The organism is Streptomyces sp. NPDC046860, from assembly GCF_040645115.1.
Classification (GTDB): Bacteria; Actinomycetota; Actinomycetes; order Streptomycetales; family Streptomycetaceae; genus Streptomyces.
Map to the genome: position 1 here is coordinate 22,102 of NZ_JBEYXQ010000027.1, position 18,727 is coordinate 40,828.

Consider the following 18,727-nt stretch of genomic DNA (forward strand, 5'->3'; position numbering starts at 1 on the left):
TCGGCGCGGGCCGACCCTGCGCCGTGGTCTCGCTGATCTGTGTAACGCACGCATGGGGAACCGTGTTTCCTTCCGGATCGTCAAGAGGTGGCGCCGCCGGGGCAAACGCACGGCGGGAGCGCGCCACGGGCACGCGCTCCGCACTCGACCGAGCCTCCCCAGGGCCCCTTCGTGGCCGCCGCTCTCCGCACGCACCCGCTCCGCGCCGCAGTACGGAGAACGCACCGGCCGACGTCGTGATCATCATCGCTCCTCGGGCCGCGCGCCGGAACGCTGTCACGTGAAGAAAGCACGAACTCATCGGTGGGGCTGCTCAGCCGGCGGTTCGTGGACGGTCAGGGGGCGATGCCGATTCCGTCGATCCGGCCCCAAGTCCGTTCTTGTGCAGGGGACATGGCTGGCCAGCGGAAGTCACCGGGACGCGGACGGGCTACGGTGGCGAAGGACGTCGGCCGGTATTCGGGGTCGTAGTGGCAGCCGGTGCCGTACGTGGCGTCGAATGTGATGCAGGAGTGGGCGATCGCGGGGGCGGTGGGCCTGTGTCCGGGCGTGCCTGTTCCACCCGACGTTCTGGATGGAAGACAGCTGCTACCTCCGGGGCCTCTTCGTCACCCGGGCTGTGGGGTCCGCCGTGAAGCGGGCGACACCCGCGTTGAGCGCCTTGTCGTCGTGCGAACCGTCGTACAGGACGGCCCGGTTGTTGAACGGGTTGCGCCCGTCCAGGCGCTTGAACACGATGTTCTGGAACAGGAACGTGGCGTACTGCATGTTTGGCCGCCGTGCGCGTGTACGACGAGGGCGCCGTTCCACCGCGTGGGGACGGCCATCGTGTAGTAGGCGCCGTTGGTGTCCCGGCCGGAATAGCAGGCGGCCTTGGCAACCAGGCCGGCGGGGCAGGGCGCCGCCGACGGCTGCGAGGGGTCGGCCCGTGCGCCCTTCGCCCCGCCGAAGGTGCCCGCGAGGACAGCCGCCGACACGGCGGCCGGCACCGCCAGGCGGCGTCGTCGTGTGCGCCGGGGCCGGCGCACCGGCTGGCTGGGCGCTGTCGGCATGGCACCGCTTCCCTTCGTGGTGGGGGCTGGTGGGATCAGACGGAGGGCACGGGCAGCGTGGCCAGCGGCACGTGTTGCTGGCCGGAGTGGACGTCGCGGTCGCGCAGGGACGCCTGGGTGACGGGGCGCGGGAAGGAGATCTTGACGACGTTCAGCGAGGGGACGCGGAAGATCTGGATGTCGTCCGGGAGCACTCCGTAGAGGCGGGCGACGGTGTGCTCGTCCAGGAACGTCTCGTCGGCGGCGATGCGGTAGGCGTCCTCGTCGCGCAGGAAGAGTTCGATGGTGACCCAGAAGGGTCCGGCGTTCTTGGAGCGGACCTCGTGCGACAGGTCGGCCAGGGTGACGGTGTCGGTCTCAGCCATGGTGGGCGGGCTCCTGGGCCTCGATGCGGAACATGTCGGTGGGGGTGATGCTGTCCACGGTGTGGTGGAGCACGAACTCGTAGGCCGCTCCGCGCTCGGTCTCGGCGGGCGAGGTGGCGAAGGCGAGGCTCGGCAGGTAGTTCATGTCGCGGGTCGGCAGGTGCAGCATCAGCGGGTTGGCGATCTTCGCCACGGCGGTGGCGGTGGCCTGGTCCGGTGCGCTGACGAGGAGCATGACGCCGACCTCGCGCGGGGGTGTCCGGGCGGGATCGTTCTTGCCGAGTACGGCGTTGTGGCCGTAGAGGCGCACGTCGAAGGCGTACTTGTCGGCGCCGAGGCCGAGGGTCTGCTCGACGCGCTGGGTGAGGATCTCGTGCAGCAGGTCGGCCCAGTCCTCGATCCTGGCGAGGATGTGCGGGTCGCGGATGGCGCTGAAGGACATCGTCTCGTAGCCCGTGACGCGGGCGCCTTCGAGCTTGACGGTGTGCTGCTCGGCGACGTGGAACAGGGAGCCCTCCACGCGTACCCTGCGGTCGTCCAGGGCGGTGTAGGTGGCGTCGCTGACGTCGATGGTGCCGTCGGGCTCGCGCATCCGGAACGGGTTCACGGTCTCGTAGAGCATGTGCGCGGCGACCGAGATCGGCGTGCAGGAGACGTCCGGGTGGAGCGGTTCGATGACGAACCCGGTGGCGTCGATGGTGGCGAGCACCCCGCCCTCGCGGGGGTTGCTGGTGCACTGCCCGCCGCACTCGACGATCTTGGCGGCGTGCCAGGTCGGGCCGGCCGGCATGCCCTTCATGAGGGGGTAGGCGGCTGCGACGGCCGTGTCGGTGGCGCGGCCCGCGAGCACGACCTGGGCGCCGGCCTCCAGGGCGGCGACGATCGGCTCGTGTCCCATCATGCCGACGATGTGCGTGCAGTCGTCGAGCGTCTCGGGCCGCAGCTCCCCCAGCGGGGGCAGCGGTCGGATGTGGCCGGCGGCGAGCCGCTCCTTGAGGCGGCCGGCGTCCTGCTCGCTGTAGATGCGTGCGACCGGCAGGTCCAGGCCCTCCTCGGCCTGGATGTCGTCGACGATGCCCGCGACCCAGTCCACGCCGTCGTCGGTGCCGCTGGTGCCGCACGAGCCCACGATCAGCGGGATGTCCACGCGGGCTGCGGCTTTGAGCAGTACGCGCAGGTCGCGGGCGACTGCCGCGCGGGTGGTCTTGGGCTGCGAGGAACCCAGGTAGTAGGGGCCGGAGTCGGTGCTGCCGCCGTCCACGGAGATGACGTCGGCGCCCAGTTCCAGACCGCGTTCGATCGTGATGTCAGGGAAGCCGGCGCCGAGCATGCCCGCCGGTGTCAGGACCCGCACGGAGCCGGCCGGTTCGTCGCCCATCGTTCTGTCTCCTTCTTGTCGTCGGTCTTGTGGTGGTCTTGTCTTGTCGGTGGCGGCCGGCGGTGGCAGCCGGTCAGCGGCTTTGCAGGAAGAGGGTGTTGACCGCGAAGCGGGGTCGGCCGTCGAGCGCGGCGACCACCTCTTCCGCGCCTTTGATGCCGGAAGCCCGGCGGGCTTCGGCGGTCTGTCCCGCGAGGTGGGAGTGGACGACGATCCCGTCCACGTCGCGCAGGGGGCTGTCGGCGGGAAGCGGCTCTTCGTGCACCACGTCGAGGGCGGCGCCCGCGATCCCTCCCGTACGGACCGCGTCGGCGAGGGCGGGCTCGTCGACGATCGCGCCCCGCGCGGTGTTGATCAGGATCGCCGTCGTCTTCATTCGTGCGAACGCCGATGCGTCCAGCAGGCCGCGGGTGCGGTCCGTGAGTGCGGTGTGGACCGACACGTAGTCGGCGGTGGCGAGGAGTTCGGAGAGCTCGACGAAACGCACGGCCGGGTCGGTGCGTTCGGTCTCGGGCACGTTGGTCGTGCAGAGCACGTTCATGCCGAACGCCCGGGCCAGCGGGACGACGGCCCGCGCCGCCGCCCCGTACCCGATCAGCCCGAGCGTGGAGCCGCGCAGCTCATGACCGTCCTCCCTCGGCCAGGAGCCGGCCCTGACCCCCGTCGCGCTGTGCACGAGATGTCGGGCCGCGGCGAGGAGCAGACCGAGGGTGTACTCGGCCACGGCGTTGGCGTTCACGCCCGGCAGGTTGCTGACCGTGATGCCGAGCTTGCCCGCGGCGGCGATGTCGATGGAGTCGTAGCCGACGCCGGTGCGCACCAGGGCGCGCAGTCGGGGTGCGCGGGACAGGACCTCGGCGGTCAGGGGCTCGTTGGCGACCAGGGCCGCGTCGGTCCCGGCGAGGGCGGCCACGAGGGACTCGGGGTCGCGGCGGCCGGTCATCGGCTCGTGGACGGTCGTGTGGCCGTGGCCGCGGAGGTACTGGTCGCTCTCGTCACCGGGCCGCAGGTAGTCGGTGGTGATCAGGATGTGGGACACGTGTTCCTCGTCTTCAGGCTGTGCCGGTCGCTGGACGTATGGCCACGGCGGGACGACAGGGCCGGTTAGCGCGTGAGCACCAGGCCGGCGCGCCGTCGCAGCCTGCTGATCCTGGTGACGACGATGATCGACAGAGTGGCGACCACGGCGATGTCGACGAGCATCAGCGGCCAGCCGGTGACGTCCACCATCGCGCCCACCAGCGCGGGGCCGAGAAAGCCGCCTCCGGTCCAGGCGACGGTGTACAGGCCGCCGTAGGCCGCGAAGACCTGGGCGGAGGGGGCGAGGTTCCACAGGACGACGACACCGTTGACGAGGAAGCAGGCCCCGCCGGCCGCGGCGACGCACAGGGCCACGAGAGTCCCGGCGGGATTCTGCACGGCTGTCCCCAGGATCATGGCCGCGGCGAACGCGGTCATGCCCGTGGCCATCACCCGCAGTCGGCCGAAGCGCTCGGCGAACATGGCCGCGGGGTAGGCCGCGAGGATGAACGCGATCCCGCTGGGCAGGGTGAGGCTTCCGGCGTCGCCGCGTGACATGGTCAGGGCTTCCATGCCGTACGGCGTGATCAGTGACCGGGATGACGCCCAGGCGCTGCCGAACAGGAAGATCGCGGCCAGGAGCAGGAGCCGACTGCGGTCGCGGTCCTTGATGATGTCGACGAAGGTGTCACGCACCCGGGGCGCGGCGGGTTCCGTGGTACGGGGGTCTTCGCTCTTCGCCGGCAGGGACCGGTAGGCGGAGGAGCGGCTGTCCCTCACGGTGAGGGAGAGCACGCCGATGGAGATCAGCATGATGAGTGCGGGAATCGCGAACGCGGTCTTCGGATGGTCGTCGACCAGCAGGAGGCTGATGAGCGCGGCGACGATCGTGGTGATGCTGGAGGCGATCTTGACGGCGGCGTTGGCGCGGCTGCGTCGTTCGGGCGCGATGAAGTCCGGTACGAGGGCCTCGGCGATCGGCTTGAAGGTGTTGGCCACCAGGGCGTAGGAGAACATGACGGCGATCAGGAGCGGCAGGGAGGCCGCGGCGTGCGGGATGAGGACGAACAGCACGGCGGCGATGGGCATGCCGACGACCAGGTAGGGCATGCGACGCCCCCACGCGGTTCTCGTGCGGTCGGAGCGGGCGCCGATCCACGGCTGGATGAAGATGCCGAGGAGGTTGTCCATGCCCATCAGCAGGCCCACCACGGCCGCGCTGGTGAGGTGTTCCCGCAGTAGTGGCGGGACTTGCGACTCGTAGAAGTTCCAGGTCGACTCCTGTGCGAAGACCGCGAGGGCGACCAGAAAGGTGACGCGTCGGGTGCCTGAGCGTTTCTCTGCCGGCGTCGTGGTCATGCGGGTCCGTCCTTCCTCGAGGTCATGCCGAGGCCGCGATGCGGTCCGCGACGGCCTTGCCCAGTCCGGCCGTGGTGCCGGTGCCGCCGAGGTCGGGGGTGACGACGTCGGGCCGCTCGTCCAGGACGCCCTCGATCGCGTTCACCATGCGTTCGGCCGCTTTGAGTTCGCCGAGGTGAGTGAGCATCATGGCGCCGCTCCAGATCTGGCCGACGGGGTTCGCGATGCCCTGGCCGGCGATGTCCGGGGCCGATCCGTGGACCGGTTCGAACAGGCTCGGGAACGTCCGGTCGGGGTTGATGTTGGCGCTGGGGGCGATGCCGATCGTGCCGGTGCAGGCGGGCCCGAGGTCGGAGAGGATGTCGCCGAAGAGGTTGCTGGCCACCACGACGTCGTACGTGTCGGGCTGGAGGACGAACTTGGCGGTCAGGATGTCGATGTGGTCCTTGTCCGCGCGCACCTGCGGGTAGCGGGCCGCCATCTCGGCGGCTCGTTCGTCCCAGTACGGCATGGAGATCGAGATGCCGTTGCTCTTCGTCGCCCAGGTCAGGTGCTTGGCAGGGCGGGTGGCGGCCAGTTCGAAGGCGTAGCGCAGCACACGGTCGACGCCGGTCCTCGTCATCACGGTCTCCTGCAGCACCGTCTCCCGGTCGGTGCCCTCGAAGATCCGGCCGCCGATGCTGGAGTACTCGCCCTCGGTGTTCTCCCGCACGACGAAGAAGTCGATGTCGCCGGGCTGGTGGTCGCGCAGCGGACCGCGCACCCCGCGCAGCAGCCGGACCGGGCGCAGGTTGATGTACTGGTCGAAACCCCGTCGTATCTGCAGCAGGCTGCCCCACAGCGACACATGGTCGGGAACGACCTCGGGCCATCCGACCGCCCCGAAGTAGATCGCGTCGAAGCCGCTGAGCACGTCCCGCCAGTCCTCGGGCAGCATCGTGCCGTGTTCGAGCCAGTAGTCGGCACTCGCGAAGTCGAACTCGGTCACGTCGAGGGCGAACCCGTGGGACGCGGCGGCGGCCCGCAGACTCCGCAGGCCCTCAGGCACCACCTCCCGGCCGATCCCGTCCCCCGGAATCACTGCGATGCGGTAGCTCTTCGGCACGGGCTGACTCCTCGGCCTGGACGATCGACGTACGTGACCCGCGGGGGCCCACCCCGATCGACGGGGCTGCTCTGCTGCGCGGCGTGACATCACCTTGGCGACCGCCGCGAGACGTTACAAGGGCATGACAGGCAAGGTAGGTTTTCGTCCATGGAAAGCCTCCCCGGCTCCGCCCGCTTTCCGCTCGCCGCCTCCGCACAGCAGGGTGACCTGTACTTCTTCCATGTGGTGGCATCGAGCGAGACCCTGACGGCCGCATCGCGGGAGCTCGGCTGCTCCCTGCCCGTCGTCAGCAGACGCCTCAGCGCGCTGGAGCGCCGCCTCGACGTCCGGCTCGTCCAGCGCGGTGCCCGGCGGCTGACGCTGACCTCGGAGGGCGCGCTGTACGCCGCGCGTGTGGCGGCCATCGTGGAACAGATCCGGGAACTCGAGGAGACCATCGCCGGCACGGCGGGCGAGCTGCGCGGCACCGTCGTCGTGGAGGCCACGCTCGGGCTCGGCCGCGCGCACATCGCCCCGCTCCTCGGTGAGTTCGCTGCCGCGCATCCCGGTCTGCACGTGCGTATGCAGAGCTCCGCCCTCCCGCTGCGGCGGCGCGAGTTCGACGTGGCGGTGCATGTGGGCGCGCCACCTGACTCGACGTTGCGCATGCGGCGCCTCGCCCGGAACCGGCGCGTGCCCTGCGCGTCACCGTCCTACCTTGCCGGGCGCGGTGTCCTGGGCCGTGTCGAGGACCTGGCGGACCACGACTGCATCGTGCTGCGGGAGAAGGAGAGCGACTTCGCGCTCTGGCGCTTCGGGGACGAGGACAACCCCCGGCAGGTACGGGTCCACGGCAGCCTGTCCAGCAACGACGGCGACGTGGTGACCGCGTGGGCCCTGGAAGGCCGTGGCGTGATCATGCGTTCGCAATGGCATGTCCAGCCTCATCTCGACCGTGGCGAACTCGTCCATGTCCTGCCGCACGTGCCCACGCCGGCGGCCGACATCTACGCCCTGCTGGAGAGTGACGGCCACGTCCCGCGCCGGATCAGCGCGCTCATCGACCACCTCGCCCAACGGCTGCCGGAACGGCTGGACGGCGCGCGGTAGGCGGCCGTACTCGGGTAATTCGACAGCCTGAAGTGTGCAGTCTGGGGTGTGCAGTCTGGGGTGTCGTTCTATGCTGCGGGGCATGACGGCAGATCAGGAGTCCCTGACCGAGACGGCGATCCAGGCGGCCGGCGACGTGTGGGTGGTGCAGGCCCGGCTGCGGCGCAGACTCATGGCCCTCGAAGGCATCGGTGGGACCGCAGGCCCGGAAGGAGGCGAATCGGAGGAGCTCACTCCCGCTCAGGCCTCGCTCCTGCGCCGCCTGGCAAAGCACGGGCCCGCCTCCGCGAGCGATCTCGCCGCCGCCGAGGGCGTACGGCCGCAGTCCACGGCGAAGACCGTCATGGCGCTGGAGCGGGCCGGGCTCGTGGCGCGCAGCCAGGACCCCCACGACGGACGCCGCCTGCTGGTGTCGCTCACCGAGCAGGGGCATGCGCGGCGCCAAGGGGACCGCCGTGCCCGTCAGGCCTGGCTTGCCCGCGCGCTTCAGGAACTGGGGAGCGAGGAGGAGGTGCGGGCCGTCGTCACGGCGATGGCCCTGCTCGACAAAGTGGCCCAGATGTGAAGCGAATATCCGGGCGCCGGCTTCGGGCCGAATCCGAGAGCTTCGACCGGCGCCTGCTCGCGCCGATGATCCTCGGATCGGTATTGAACCCGATCAACTCCTCCATGCTGGCGGTCGCGTTGATCCCCATCGGGCGGGCTTTCGACGCCCCGCCCTCGCAGACGGCCTGGCTCGTCGCGGGGCTCTATCTGGCCACCGCCGTCGGCCAGCCGGTCGTCGGCAGGCTCGTCGACGCGTTCGGGCCGCGCCGGCCCTACCTCGCGGGCACGGCCCTGGTCGGGCTCGCCGGCCTTCTCGGTGCCCTCGCACCGCACTTGTGGGTCCTGGTCGTCTCGCGCGTACTCCTCGGTCTCGGCACTTCGGCCGCCTATCCAGCGTCGATGTCGCTGCTGCGCTCCGAGTCCGACCGCACCGGGAGGCAGAACCCGAGCGCAATCCTGGCCACGCTCTCGATCTGCAACCAGACGATCTCCGTCGCCGGCCCCGCCCTGGGCGGACTGCTGATCGGTGCCGGCGGCTGGCACTGGATCTTCGCGATCAACGTGCCCCTGTCCCTGGCCTGTCTCGTGCTGGGCGCGCTGCGGCTGCCGCCGGCCGTGCGGTCGGCGGGGTTGACGACGCGGACGACGAGGACCGACGTGGTGGGGATGCTGCTGTTCGCCGCGTCCCTGACCGCGTTCGTGCTCATCCTGTTGCACCCAGCCGCCGCACGCTGGTACTTGCCAGGGCTCGGCCTCGTCATCGGCGCGGCGTTCGTCCGCCGGGAACTCCTCACTGAGGGGCCGTTCCTCGAACTGCGCGTCCTCAGGGGCAACACGCCGCTGCTCGCCACGTACGCCCGACAACTCCTGACCTACACCGCGTCGTATTCCTACCTCTACGGATTGAGCCAGTGGTTCCAGGACGGCCGGGGGCTGAGCGCGCCGCAGGCCGGTCTGCTGGTCCTGCCGATGTCGGTGACGGCCATCGGCGTCACCGCGTTGGCCGGGCGCAGCGGCCGGGTGCGGGGCAAGCTCGTCGTCGGCGCCATCGCGCAGTGCGTGGGCTGCGGTTCCCTCCTGCTGCTTCGTGACAACAGTCCCCTGTGGCTGCTCGTGTCCGTCGGCGTGCTGCTCGGACTGCCGCAGGGGCTCGTCGGCCTGGCCAACCAGACGGCGTTGTACGCACAGGCCGAGCCCGCCCGCATCGGCGCGTCCGCCGGGCTGCTACGGACCTTCATGTACCTGGGCGCGCTTCTCGCCTCCGCCGCCAGTGCACTCTCCTTCGACGACGGAGCCACCAGTGCCGGGCTGCACACGATGGCCTGGCCGCTGCTCGGCGTGGCTGGTGTGTTCCTACTGGTGTGCGTGGGAGACCGTTCGCTGCCGAAGCTGTGACAGGTGATGGGCGCACCACCCCTGATGATCACGCGATGGCCGCGCCCTGTCCCCCACCCCAAGCCCGCAGCGAGACCACGAAATCGGACTGAAGCATCAGGCGTGCTCGAACAGAGCTACTACGCTCTGCGGTGCTTCCCGGCCGAAGAATGTCTCCAGATTCCGCGCCGAGCGGCCGGCGGCGTCGCTACTCCGCCGAAACAGCCGCTCTTCGTAAGCGGTCAGCGCGACCTCGATGTCACGTTCCTCGACCAGCTTGCTCGCCAGGTCCGCGCCGTCGTACATGGCGAGGTTCGCTCCCTCTCCGGCGAAGGGCGACATCAGATGCGCGGCGTCGCCGACCAGCGTCACACCGGGCACCCTGTCCCAGGTGAGCCCTGTGGGAAGGACATAGATGGGTCGGAGCCGCGGTTCCGCGTGACTCCGTGTCACGAATGTGGTGAGCAGCGGCGACCAGTCATCGAACTCATCGGCGAGTTGCCGGAGACCCGTGGACGGGTCGTCGCCGAAGTCGACCGACCTCATCCACTCCTCGGGCTTGTTCAACGCCACGTATCCGCGCACGTGCCCGTCGGCGTCGCGATGGGCGATGATGCCTCTGCCCGGCTCGACCGCCATCAGCGTGCCATTGCCGATCGCGGCCACGCTCGCCTGACGGTCCTGGCCGCCTGCGGCGAGCGCGATGTCGATGAAGCAGGTCCCGCTGTACAGCGGCTTGGCCGGGGTGAGCAGCGGACGTACCGTCGACCAGGCACCGTCCGCGCCGATGACGATGTCGGCGCACGTGGTGGAACCTTCCGCGAAGGTGAGGTCGTAGCCGCCCTCCGCACGGTGCCGGATCGAGGCGAGCTTGTGCCCCCACTTGATCGTTCCGGGCGCCAGCGAGTCGACGAGCAGGCGCCTGAGTTCGCCGCGGTCCACTTCGGGACGCGCCGAACGGGGGTCCGCAGGTATGTCGAGCAGAATCCTGCCGTGGCGGTCGACCACACGTTTGGCGTCCTCGCCCGGGCGAACCAGAGTGAGGAACCTGCTGTGGAGACCGGCTGCGCGAAGCGCGACCTGGCCTGTCTCTTCGTGGATGTCGAGCAGGCCGCCTTGCGTGCGGCTCGCCACCGACGCCTCAGCCTCGTAGACCGTCGCGGCGACGCCGTGCGCCTGAAGCACCCGGGCGAGCGTCAGCCCGCCCAGTCCCGCTCCGACAATGGCGATGGTCCGCTGCATGCTGCGCTCCTCTGTTGCGCCGGCACGCGCCGGCGATGATCAGCGCCGAAAGCGGACGGGGTGCCCGATCTCGGCAAGGAGACGCTCACCGAACAGAACCATCTGCAGCGATGTGTGCGCGACGTCCGAGGAGTGGACCCTCGGAGCATCGTTTTTCGCGACCCTGGGACTATAACGCGCATCCGCCTCTCGGTGACCTGGGGTCGTCCACGCTGCGATGGACCTCGCCGGCCACGTTCGTCCTCGGCAACCGGTCCGACCAGCCTTGTCGAGCGCCTTGTGCTGGATGAGTTGTGGGTGGGTGCTGTTCCGGCGGGTGGTGGCATCGGCTGGGGGCAACCGTCCGCAGGGCGGAGGCGAGCGGCGAGCGGCGAGCGGCGAGCGGACGACCGTATCGAAGGGCTTGATGCCTTCGTGCTTCGTGGGGGCCCGTCCTACCTGGTGGAAGACCGCAGAAGATGAAGAACAAGCTAAGCCAGCGATGGCACACCGAGAAGGAATGTCCGCGGGCCATCCTGTGTCTTCCTGAGCTATCGGAGGAAAGCCGGAGAAGTGATCTGCAAGCTCCACACATCGCCGTGTCCCGGGAAGTCCCCGCGCACGGCACTCGGGTCGTGCACGACGTGGATGGTCACGCCGGTTTGGCGTTCCTGGAAGAGTCGGTATCCCGGTGACTCGTCGAGTGCTTCCAGCGTGCCACGCCCGGGAATCCGCTCATGCGCCCTCTGCACATCCGTCCAGCTCGTGATCTGCTCGAACCGGATGCCGAGCTGATCGGCGACCTCGCTCCTCAACTCCGGCAGGTGCAAAAGCCGTTGAACTTCCAGCGAGAACGCCTGGCATCTCCAGTTCGGGGCGTCGGAGCACGTCACCTCGAAGAGGCCGTAGTCCCTTCGCAGCGTCCTCGAATCGCGGCGGCCGGTGATGTCGTCCACATGCAAGAGCGGGATGACGTGATCGAGTTCCTCGAGGCTGCTCCCGACTCCGGAGCCGAAAAGCGAACCGGTCGCGATCGCGCGGGCGATGAATTCCTCTCCAGTCATCCCAGTTCCTCCAGGGCCGACGGATGAGCCGGGTCCGCGAGCGCCGCTGCGGTGGCCTGTGCGAAGGCTTCAGGGTTGTCCAGCATGATGTTGTGGCCACAGTCCGGAACCGGGACGACGGTCACCCCGGCCTGGGCGAGTGCGTCGGTGCCCGCGAGCGGACCGTCGGCCTCAGGCAGCAGGTAGGCGCGGGGGATCTTCAGCTCCAACAGTAGCTCGCGCATGGTGGGAACCGTCCCGCGGACCAGGTGGGAGCCACTGCGGTGGAGGGCTTCGAGTCCGGCCAGGCGCATGGTGGACCACCATAGTCGAAGCCGGTCGGCCGGTCGCTGATGCCGTGCCCGAGCAGGTCGACCAGCAGCGAACGGTGACCGGCCAACAAGGGGTGGACCGCGACCTCGGTGAAGTAGGCGGGCGACGTCGCGCCCAGGCCGTGGATATAGACGCGGGAGGGCTCCCGGCCGGGCAGCTCGACCCAGCGGATCTGATCTCCCTCGCCCGTCACGGTAGCGGTACGCATAGCCGACTCCCCTGCAATCAAGATCGGTGAAGGGCCGAGAGTACCCACCAGGCCGGGCAAGCTGCCGCTGCCCCTCACCACAGCCGCGCCTGCGCACCTGAGAGTCAGGCTGTCCGGCCCCAGACGCCATGGCTTGGGGGGTGCACTGCCAGCGCCGAATGGGCCGCTGACTGCAGGCTCGGCGGCAGGCTTCTGCCCCAACCAGCTGCCCTACGCCGAGCGAAGCGATCCGAGCGAGAGTCCACCCCACGACATCCCCATACGGACGACTCTGCCCAGTCATGCCAGCCGCCCCACCGGCACCCGAGTACCGGGGAAAGCCCTGGCGCGCGGGGATCGCGCAGGAATCACCATGATTCGGCCTGCAAGAACACTCTGATCACTTCCACGAAGAACCAAATGGAGAACCCCAGACAGGCAAGCCACAAACCCCACAGGACCCAGCGGACCTCTCGTCGCATATGCACGAGCCGATCATCCTCCTCCGGGCGCTTTCGTCGGCCGGTTTCACCGCCACGCGGCGGCAGCGGGCATCACCAACCACGTGTGCGGATGCCTTGTGAGCTAGTACCGCATATAGCCACGTTCGCGCCGTCTGGCGAACGGGGCAGCTACAGATAGCTGTTGGACGCCATCCGCGTAGTCTCGCGGGGTGCATTCTCATCTGAGCTTCGAGAACCCCCCTGCGCTGCCTCACGGGGTGGTGATCGAAACGATGGAGCGGGCTCTGCGGGACCGCTCGGCGGAGGGTGAGGCGGCGGGTGTTCTGGTCGGGACCGCATTGAACGACGACGACGCGGAGTTCGTCGAGCACTGGTGCGTGCAGGTTGGGAGGCGGGCCGTGTCGGGCAGTCCGTTGCTTGGGCTGGCCGGGCTGTGCCTGGGACACACCGCTCGACGTTTCGGGCGCCTGAGCGATGAAGCCCTCGCGCTGGCGAGGTCCCTGGCGGCGCGGGCCGAGGCCGACCCGTCGGACGTGGACGGTCGGGCCGCCGACGGCTATGACGACGTCCGGAGCTTCCTTCACAGGTGGTGACAGCTGTCGCCGCCGTGGCAGGTCAGGCGGCGTTGGCCCTGCTCATCAGGGGGTCGAAAAATCGAACAGTGCGCGTTGAGTCGGCTGCCGCGGGCTCGTAGGCATCGGATCGACGGACCCGCAGACCGGGCCACCCGATGCCGGTTGGACGCCTGCACCAGTCCTACTGAGCACCCGCGAGGTCACCGAACGCCCAGCTGGCGGCCGTCGGGGCGCTCGATCCCCCGACCGCCCCCTCGGTCTGCGCGACGGTCTCCGCGTGTTACAGGACCGGTCGCGAGGTCAGGACGTCAGCGCCGCGAGCTCCGCGTTGGCGCGCTCGGTGACCAGGGCGAGGACGCGGCCGGCGGCGGTCAGGTCCTCGGCGGGTATCCCGCCCCAGATGCGGGCGGAGATGGGAGCGGTCTCCGCGCCGGTGGCGGCGAGCAGCTCACGCCCCGCGTCCGTCGGGCGAAGGTGCGCGCCGTCCGCGACGAGCAACTGCTTGGCCAGCAGTTCGTCGAGGGTGGCGCGAATGTCGTCCGGATCGGCCTTGAGGGAGGCCTGGACCTGGGTGATGAGGTCGTCCGACGTCTGCGGGGTCTCGGTGGTGATGGCGGCGCGCAGGGCGACCTGCTGCTGGAACGTGACGCCGTGCCGGGCCAGGACGTGCTCCAGGACGCCGCGGGCGGCGTAGTGGGCCAGGGCGAGGGCGCGGGCATCGGCAACCGGCGGGGTGGCGGTGGTGGTCATGATGTTCTCCTCTGCGTGCTCTGGTCGTTCGGTACGGATGGAGCGAGAGGTACGTCGAGCAGGGTCGTCAGCTCCTCGGTGAACGCGCGCGTCCGCGGGTCGTTGAGGCCTCCGAGCGGCTCCAGGAGTTGCTGGAGCAGCCCCTGGACCACGGCGATGGCCTGCCGCGTGACGGCCTGTCCTTGCTCGGTGAGGGCGAGTTGTACGGCGCGCGGGTCACGGGGATCGCGGGTGCGCTCGATCAGACCGGCCGAATCCAGGACGCGCGCCAGCTTCGAGACGTACAGCGCCTCCAGACCGGTGTGGTCGGCGAGCCGGCGCTGGCTGGGCCGCTCGCCGGCGCGCTGCATGCCGTGCAGCGACGCGACCAATACGTACTGCGCGTGCGTGAGACCCAGCGGAGCCACCGCGCGGTCGACCGCGACGCGCCACTTGTTGGCGAGCCGCCATACCAGGAAGCCGGGCGTGGGGTCCGGAGAGTCCTTGCTCATGACAAGTAGAGTACATGGCTACTATGTACATGGCTACTATTTTCCGGCGGATGTGACGACACGATGGACTCGGCGCCGCGGCGGGCTTCCCCCCCGGCGCCGAACGACTCCCTGGGCCAGCCGAGCTACCACCGGACGAGGCGGCTCAGCGGGTCGCAGAACTGCTCACGGCGCAACAGCGATGGTCGACTGGCTGGGATCGTTCAAGATCACGACTCCCGCTTACGGCAGCAGCTGCGGTCCGTGGCCGGAGAGATAGAGCTTCATGGCGCACTGATCTTCGGCCTCGATGAACACCTGCTGCCCCCAGTGAGCACTCAGACGGTGCGCGACGTCGACCAGCCGGCGGCGTTCCTCCGGTGAGTAGGCGGGAAACCGGACCCAGCCTCGCTCGGCGATGATGTTGCCGAGATCGCTGAACAACACCGTCCGAGCGCGCTGCTCTTCCTCCTCCGTGAGCGGCGTGGGTCCGCCTTCTTCGGGGTGTACGCGGACGTTGTACAGGTCTCGGATCACTGAGTCTCACCATTCGTCTGGGCTGTATCCGGAGAGTATCGGCACAGGCGGTGACCACGGCTGCCGGAATGGGCAAGCGGGCCCAGCGGAGGGCGACTTGGGAGGCAGGTCCTCGGAACGCCCCAGCCAGTGCGTTGCGATCGTGCGGTGCCCTGAACCTGATCAGGGCACCGCTCCGCGGCAGCCGCTTCCTATGACCGCGGTGCTGCCCTCGGCGCGGATGTCCGCACGCCAGGCAGGCCATCGGTGATGACCAGGCCAGGTTAGGCCGAACGCCGCTCGGTGGGCCCTCACGTTCTGGTACGTCATCCGTCGGTAAGAACTCAGAGCTGTCCGGCCGGTCATGCGACCCCGCCGGTTTCACATCGTTGGCCGCAGCATGGGGCGGCGTGAGCGAGGTGATCTGTCAGATGCCGAGTGGGAGCGGCTGCGGCCGTTCCTGTTGGTGGGCAACGGTCGGTGCGGCAGGTGGCGTGACCAGCGACCGGTGATCGACGGGATTCTGCACCGGGTACGGACCGCAGTGCGGTGGCGAGACCTACCGGAGCGGTTCGGGCCGTGAACAACGGTCTATGAACGTCACCGGCTATGGTCCGGCGACGGAACCTGGGGAATGTCGACTGACGGGCCTGGGACATCCCCGACACCGGTCCCCCACACCACGAAGTCTTCGGTGACGTGAACGGGCTCCGCGTACTCGACCTCGGCAGCGGCCCCGGCCGGCACGCCGCTCGCATGCTGGCCTCGGCGCACACGTCACCGGCGTGGACTCCTCGCCCACCCAACACCAATGCGCCCCCACCCGCGTTCGGCCCGCGATGCTGAATCCAGTACACGTCGCGGGCCGGAGCGATCGAGGTCCGTGACGCCCGCCCTCACTGCAACCGTGCGACGCAAGGGGACCACGGACGCGACGACGAACACTCCGAAGATCGTGAGAGGCACACCCATTAAAGTCGTGGGCATGACACGATCACTTGTCGGCAGTGCCTTCGACTCGCTCCGCCTCGACGCCGTGTCCGACCAGGAGGCGCTGCGCCAGGCTTACGAACTTCCCGGCGACGCGGCCGTACGCAAGCAGATGACGGAACTCACCGACAAGACGCGGCAGTTGATTGGATGCTCTTCGCTGGTCCTGGTCGCCAGCGCGGACGCCGAGGGCAACTGTGACGTTTCCCCGCGTGGCGGCCCCGCCGGATTCGTCGCCGTCCTGGACGCTCGGACGGTGGCAATACCGGACGCGACTGGCAACAAGCGGCTGGACACCCTGAAGAACGTCATCGCCACGGGTAGGGCCGGACTGCTGTTCGTCATCCCGGGGCGCACCACGACGCTCCGCGTGAACGGCCGGGCCTGCGTCTCCACCCGCCCGGAGCTGCTCTCGCAGCTGACCGCCGTGGGCAGACCGCCGGCCAGTGCGCTGGTGCTGGGTATCGAGGAGGTCTACCCGCACTGCCCCAAGTCGCTCCTGCGCAGCGGAGCCTGGAAGCCGGAGCAGTGGCTGCCGGCGGACGCCCAGCCGAGCTCGGCCGAGGTGACGCTGGCCCAGCTGCGGATGCCGGAGCTGACGATCGCCGACATCGAGCAGGCTGAGGCGGATTCCCTGAGGTATCGGTACGAGTAGCGGGCCGACCGGTGATCGCTGAACCACACCAGCCCGCCGACCTCCGACCAGGGCGCCCCAAGATCAGCGCGGGGGCAGCCCTGATCTCTCTGTTGGTTGCGTCGCGATGTACCAGTGCACCAGGTGCCTTCCCGCCATGATCCGAACAGACGGGTGATTCCCTCACGGAGAGTTGCAACCTGTCAACGACCAGCCGGATCTTGCGTGCGGCAATCCGCCCCCGAAGCGGTGGCCGGCTTCCCCACGTCCTCCCTCACGGTGGGGCGGGCGCGGTTCACGGCGCGATCGGCCCTCCCCTGTCGGAGGGCTATCGGTGACATGTCGGAGGCAACTGTCAGCGTGGTCCCGGGTTGCTCCGCCGGGAGCCGCCGTCGTACCTCAGGGGGAGTTGCCGCCATGTCTCAGACCTCGTCCGCCGCTGACCGCGTGTATCTGGTCACCGGGGGCAACACGGGTATCGGGTATTTCACCGCCGAGCAGCTGGCCGGTACCGGCGCCACGGTGGTGCTGGGCTGCCGGAGCGCCCAGCGGGCCGAGGCCGCCATGGAGGCGATTCGCGCGCGGGTGCCCGGTGCGCGGGTGCGTTCGGTGGGCCTGGATCTCACCGACCTCGGATCGCTGCGGGGAACTGCGGAGTCCCTGGAGGTGGAGCGCCTGGACGCGGTGGTCCACAACGCCGGCGTCCTCGTCGAGGGGCTGGAACGCGGGGAGACGCGGGACGGTCATGAGCTGCACTTCGCCACGAACCACCTCGGGCATTTCGCGCTCACCCACTGGCTGCTGCCGCTGCTTCAGGCCGCGCCGAGCGCCCGCGTCGTGACCGTCGGCAGCTTCGCAGCCAAGTCCGAGCGGATCGACCTGGACGATCTGCAGTCCCGGACCGGCTATCGGGCCAAGCGCACCTACGGCCGGTCGAAGCTGGCCCAGATGTACTTCGGCCTGGAACTCGACCGCCGGCTGCGGGCCGCGGACTGCACGGTGTCGAGCGTGGTGGTCCATCCTGGCGGTGCGCTGGACTCGCTCACCCCGTCGCGGCCGCCGGTCCATGTACGCGAGGCCGGGGCGGCGCTGCGCGGGGCGGCGGCCGGGCTGGTTCTTCAGGGCAAGCACGCGGGTGCCCGGCCCGCGGTCCGGGCGGTGCTCGACCCTCGGATCGCCGGCGGCGAGCTGTGGGGCCCACGCCTCTTCGGACTGCGGGGGCGGCCGCACCGCGAGCGGCTGTGGGCCCAGCTGGAGGACGCCGAAACGGCACGTCGGCTGTGGCAGGCGAGCACGGAGCTGACCGGCGTCGCGCCTGCCGCCACCATCTGAAGCGTTCAACGCTGTTCGGAGTTCTGCGTTCCCCTATGGTCTGCCGATGTCGGTGTACGGCTGAGCGGCCGAGGGAGTAAGCCATGTCCGAGTCAACGACCGGCGCCGGGTGCCGGACGAACTCCGGCGGCGGCTGGGGGTGTCCGATGCCGTGGTGATCGGTCTGGGGTCGATGATCGGCGCGGGGGTCTTCGCCGCCCTGGCACCGGCCGCGAACGCCGCCGGGTCCGGGCTGGTGATCGGCCCGGCGGTCGCTGCCGTGGTCGCCTTCTGCAACGCCACTTCCTCAGCCCGGCTCGCGGCCCGCTACCCGGCCTCCGGCGGCACCTACGTCTACGGCCGCGAGCGACTCGGCGCATTCTGGGGCTACTTGGCCGGGTGGTCCTTCGTCGTCGGCAAGACCGCCTCCTGCGCGGCGATGGCGCTCACGGTCGGGGCGTACGTATGGCCCAGCCAGGCGCCTGCGGTCGCGGTGGCCGCGGTGGTGGCGCTGACCGGGGTGAACTATGCCGGGGTGCAGAAGTCCGTACTGCTGACCCGTACGATCGTGGCCGTGGTCCTGGCGGTGCTCGTCGCCGTGGTGGTCGCCTCCCTCACCTCGGCCCAGGCGGATGCGGCCCGTCTCGCCGTCGGCTCGGACGCCACGGCCGGCGGGGTGCTCCGAGCGGCCGGCCTGCTGTTCTTCGCGTTCGCCGGCTACGCGCGCATCGCCACCCTCGGCGAGGAGGTCCGCGACCCCGCGCGCACCATCCCCCGGGCGATCCCGTTCGCGCTGGGCCTCACGCTGGTCGTCTACGCTGCCGTCGCCGTCGCGGCGCTGGAGGTGCCCGGCCTCACGCGTTCGCGAGCGACACCTCGTCGGGCAGGCCCACCTGGTCATGGGTGTGTGCCTCTCCCGTTCTCATGGCGGCGAGAGGCGGC

At 69.7% G+C, this 18,727-nt stretch carries 17 protein-coding genes and 3 pseudogenes; 8 read left to right on the plus strand and 12 right to left on the minus strand.

Annotation, left to right across the window (positions count from 1 at the left end):
- Nucleotides 1–588: 588 nt before the first annotated feature.
- The 6 genes from ABZ898_RS27555 to ABZ898_RS27580 form a co-directional block, all read right to left on the minus strand.
- On the minus strand, nt 589–768 hold the full coding sequence (locus ABZ898_RS27555; RefSeq protein ID WP_361664421.1) for a hypothetical protein: 180 nt from the start codon (nt 766–768) through the stop codon (nt 589–591).
- Nucleotides 769–1,087: 319 nt separating this feature from the next.
- A complete protein-coding gene (locus tag ABZ898_RS27560) occupies nt 1,088–1,417 on the minus strand; it encodes a DUF4387 domain-containing protein (protein ID WP_361664424.1) in 330 nt (109 codons plus the stop codon).
- The gene (locus ABZ898_RS27565; RefSeq protein WP_361664427.1) at nt 1,410–2,795 is read right to left on the minus strand and encodes an acyclic terpene utilization AtuA family protein; all 1,386 of its coding nucleotides are present in this window, start codon (nt 2,793–2,795) and stop codon (nt 1,410–1,412) included. The genes ABZ898_RS27560 and ABZ898_RS27565 overlap by 8 nt, the downstream gene beginning before the upstream one ends.
- Before the next feature lie 73 nt (nt 2,796–2,868).
- Entirely contained in the window at nt 2,869–3,834 is a 966-nt protein-coding gene (locus tag ABZ898_RS27570) for a phosphoglycerate dehydrogenase (RefSeq protein WP_361664430.1), read from the minus strand.
- A gap of 65 nt (nt 3,835–3,899) precedes the next feature.
- Nucleotides 3,900–5,174, minus strand: a complete 1,275-nt coding sequence (locus ABZ898_RS27575; protein WP_361664433.1) for an MFS transporter — start codon at nt 5,172–5,174, stop codon at nt 3,900–3,902.
- Between the two features lie 22 nt (nt 5,175–5,196).
- Nucleotides 5,197–6,279 (minus strand): tartrate dehydrogenase, encoded by a 1,083-nt coding sequence (locus ABZ898_RS27580; protein ID WP_361664436.1) that lies wholly within the window; start codon nt 6,277–6,279, stop codon nt 5,197–5,199.
- A 150-nt stretch (nt 6,280–6,429) separates the two neighbouring features.
- Between ABZ898_RS27580 and ABZ898_RS27585 the strand changes: the two genes are divergently transcribed.
- From ABZ898_RS27585 to ABZ898_RS27595, 3 genes are all read left to right on the plus strand, one after another.
- Nucleotides 6,430–7,371: a LysR family transcriptional regulator gene (locus tag ABZ898_RS27585; RefSeq protein WP_361664439.1), complete on the plus strand. Its 942-nt coding sequence runs from the start codon at nt 6,430–6,432 to the stop codon at nt 7,369–7,371.
- An 82-nt stretch (nt 7,372–7,453) separates the two neighbouring features.
- Nucleotides 7,454–7,936 carry a MarR family transcriptional regulator gene (locus ABZ898_RS27590; RefSeq protein ID WP_361664441.1) on the plus strand — a complete coding sequence of 161 codons (483 nt, stop codon included), beginning with the start codon at nt 7,454–7,456 and terminating at the stop codon, nt 7,934–7,936.
- A 65-nt stretch (nt 7,937–8,001) separates the two neighbouring features.
- Nucleotides 8,002–9,312 (plus strand): MFS transporter, encoded by a 1,311-nt coding sequence (locus ABZ898_RS27595; RefSeq protein ID WP_361664444.1) that lies wholly within the window; start codon nt 8,002–8,004, stop codon nt 9,310–9,312.
- Nucleotides 9,313–9,408: 96 nt separating this feature from the next.
- Here ABZ898_RS27595 and ABZ898_RS27600 read toward each other — a convergent pair whose 3' ends face one another.
- The 3 genes and pseudogenes from ABZ898_RS27600 to ABZ898_RS27610 form a co-directional block, all read right to left on the minus strand.
- Nucleotides 9,409–10,533 carry an NAD(P)/FAD-dependent oxidoreductase gene (locus tag ABZ898_RS27600; protein ID WP_361664447.1) on the minus strand — a complete coding sequence of 375 codons (1,125 nt, stop codon included), beginning with the start codon at nt 10,531–10,533 and terminating at the stop codon, nt 9,409–9,411.
- 530 nt (nt 10,534–11,063) lie between these two features.
- Nucleotides 11,064–11,576 (minus strand): hypothetical protein, encoded by a 513-nt coding sequence (locus tag ABZ898_RS27605; protein WP_361664449.1) that lies wholly within the window; start codon nt 11,574–11,576, stop codon nt 11,064–11,066.
- Nucleotides 11,573–12,096, minus strand: a pseudogene (locus tag ABZ898_RS27610) (hypothetical protein). The gene ABZ898_RS27605 and the pseudogene ABZ898_RS27610 overlap by 4 nt, the downstream one beginning before the upstream one ends.
- 652 nt (nt 12,097–12,748) lie before the next feature.
- On the opposite strand from ABZ898_RS27610, the gene ABZ898_RS27615 reads away from it, so the two are divergent.
- The gene (locus ABZ898_RS27615; RefSeq protein ID WP_361664452.1) at nt 12,749–13,132 is read left to right on the plus strand and encodes a hypothetical protein; all 384 of its coding nucleotides are present in this window, start codon (nt 12,749–12,751) and stop codon (nt 13,130–13,132) included.
- 282 nt (nt 13,133–13,414) lie between these two features.
- Here the strand turns inward: ABZ898_RS27615 and ABZ898_RS27620 are convergent, their stop codons facing one another.
- From ABZ898_RS27620 to ABZ898_RS27630, 3 genes are all read right to left on the minus strand, one after another.
- The gene (locus ABZ898_RS27620; RefSeq protein WP_361664454.1) at nt 13,415–13,864 is read right to left on the minus strand and encodes a MarR family transcriptional regulator; all 450 of its coding nucleotides are present in this window, start codon (nt 13,862–13,864) and stop codon (nt 13,415–13,417) included.
- Nucleotides 13,861–14,355 (minus strand): MarR family transcriptional regulator, encoded by a 495-nt coding sequence (locus ABZ898_RS27625; RefSeq protein ID WP_361664457.1) that lies wholly within the window; start codon nt 14,353–14,355, stop codon nt 13,861–13,863. Before ABZ898_RS27625 ends, ABZ898_RS27620 begins: the two co-directional genes overlap by 4 nt.
- 222 nt (nt 14,356–14,577) lie before the next feature.
- On the minus strand, nt 14,578–14,871 hold the full coding sequence (locus ABZ898_RS27630; RefSeq protein WP_361664460.1) for a hypothetical protein: 294 nt from the start codon (nt 14,869–14,871) through the stop codon (nt 14,578–14,580).
- A 379-nt stretch (nt 14,872–15,250) separates the two neighbouring features.
- Here ABZ898_RS27630 and ABZ898_RS27635 point away from each other — a divergent pair.
- The 4 genes and pseudogenes from ABZ898_RS27635 to ABZ898_RS27650 form a co-directional block, all read left to right on the plus strand.
- Nucleotides 15,251–15,430: pseudogene (locus tag ABZ898_RS27635) on the plus strand (transposase); the annotation flags it as partial.
- A gap of 405 nt (nt 15,431–15,835) precedes the next feature.
- A complete protein-coding gene (locus ABZ898_RS27640; protein WP_361664463.1) occupies nt 15,836–16,495 on the plus strand; it encodes an MSMEG_1061 family FMN-dependent PPOX-type flavoprotein in 660 nt (219 codons plus the stop codon).
- 396 nt (nt 16,496–16,891) lie between these two features.
- Nucleotides 16,892–17,806, plus strand: a complete 915-nt coding sequence (locus tag ABZ898_RS27645; RefSeq protein WP_361664466.1) for an SDR family NAD(P)-dependent oxidoreductase — start codon at nt 16,892–16,894, stop codon at nt 17,804–17,806.
- Between the two features lie 109 nt (nt 17,807–17,915).
- Nucleotides 17,916–18,620 (plus strand): annotated as a pseudogene (locus ABZ898_RS27650) (APC family permease); the annotation flags it as partial.
- Nucleotides 18,621–18,727: the final 107 nt, after the last annotated feature.

Excerpts from the sequence above, each read along its gene's own strand:
- ABZ898_RS27555 (WP_361664421.1), bottom strand. The coding sequence starts at position 768 with ATGCAGTACGCCACGTTCCTGTTCCAGAACATCGTGTTCAAGCGCCTG.
- ABZ898_RS27560 (WP_361664424.1), bottom strand. The coding sequence starts at position 1,417 with ATGGCTGAGACCGACACCGTCACCCTGGCCGACCTGTCGCACGAGGTC.
- ABZ898_RS27565 (WP_361664427.1), bottom strand. The coding sequence starts at position 2,795 with ATGGGCGACGAACCGGCCGGCTCCGTGCGGGTCCTGACACCGGCGGGC.
- ABZ898_RS27575 (WP_361664433.1), bottom strand. The coding sequence starts at position 5,174 with ATGACCACGACGCCGGCAGAGAAACGCTCAGGCACCCGACGCGTCACC.
- ABZ898_RS27585 (WP_361664439.1), top strand. The coding sequence starts at position 6,430 with ATGGAAAGCCTCCCCGGCTCCGCCCGCTTTCCGCTCGCCGCCTCCGCA.
- ABZ898_RS27590 (WP_361664441.1), top strand. The coding sequence starts at position 7,454 with ATGACGGCAGATCAGGAGTCCCTGACCGAGACGGCGATCCAGGCGGCC.
- ABZ898_RS27595 (WP_361664444.1), top strand. The coding sequence starts at position 8,002 with ATGATCCTCGGATCGGTATTGAACCCGATCAACTCCTCCATGCTGGCG.
- ABZ898_RS27600 (WP_361664447.1), bottom strand. The coding sequence starts at position 10,533 with ATGCAGCGGACCATCGCCATTGTCGGAGCGGGACTGGGCGGGCTGACG.
- ABZ898_RS27605 (WP_361664449.1), bottom strand. The coding sequence starts at position 11,576 with ATGACTGGAGAGGAATTCATCGCCCGCGCGATCGCGACCGGTTCGCTT.
- ABZ898_RS27620 (WP_361664454.1), bottom strand. The coding sequence starts at position 13,864 with ATGACCACCACCGCCACCCCGCCGGTTGCCGATGCCCGCGCCCTCGCC.
- ABZ898_RS27625 (WP_361664457.1), bottom strand. The coding sequence starts at position 14,355 with ATGAGCAAGGACTCTCCGGACCCCACGCCCGGCTTCCTGGTATGGCGG.
- ABZ898_RS27640 (WP_361664463.1), top strand. The coding sequence starts at position 15,836 with ATGACACGATCACTTGTCGGCAGTGCCTTCGACTCGCTCCGCCTCGAC.
- ABZ898_RS27645 (WP_361664466.1), top strand. The coding sequence starts at position 16,892 with ATGTCTCAGACCTCGTCCGCCGCTGACCGCGTGTATCTGGTCACCGGG.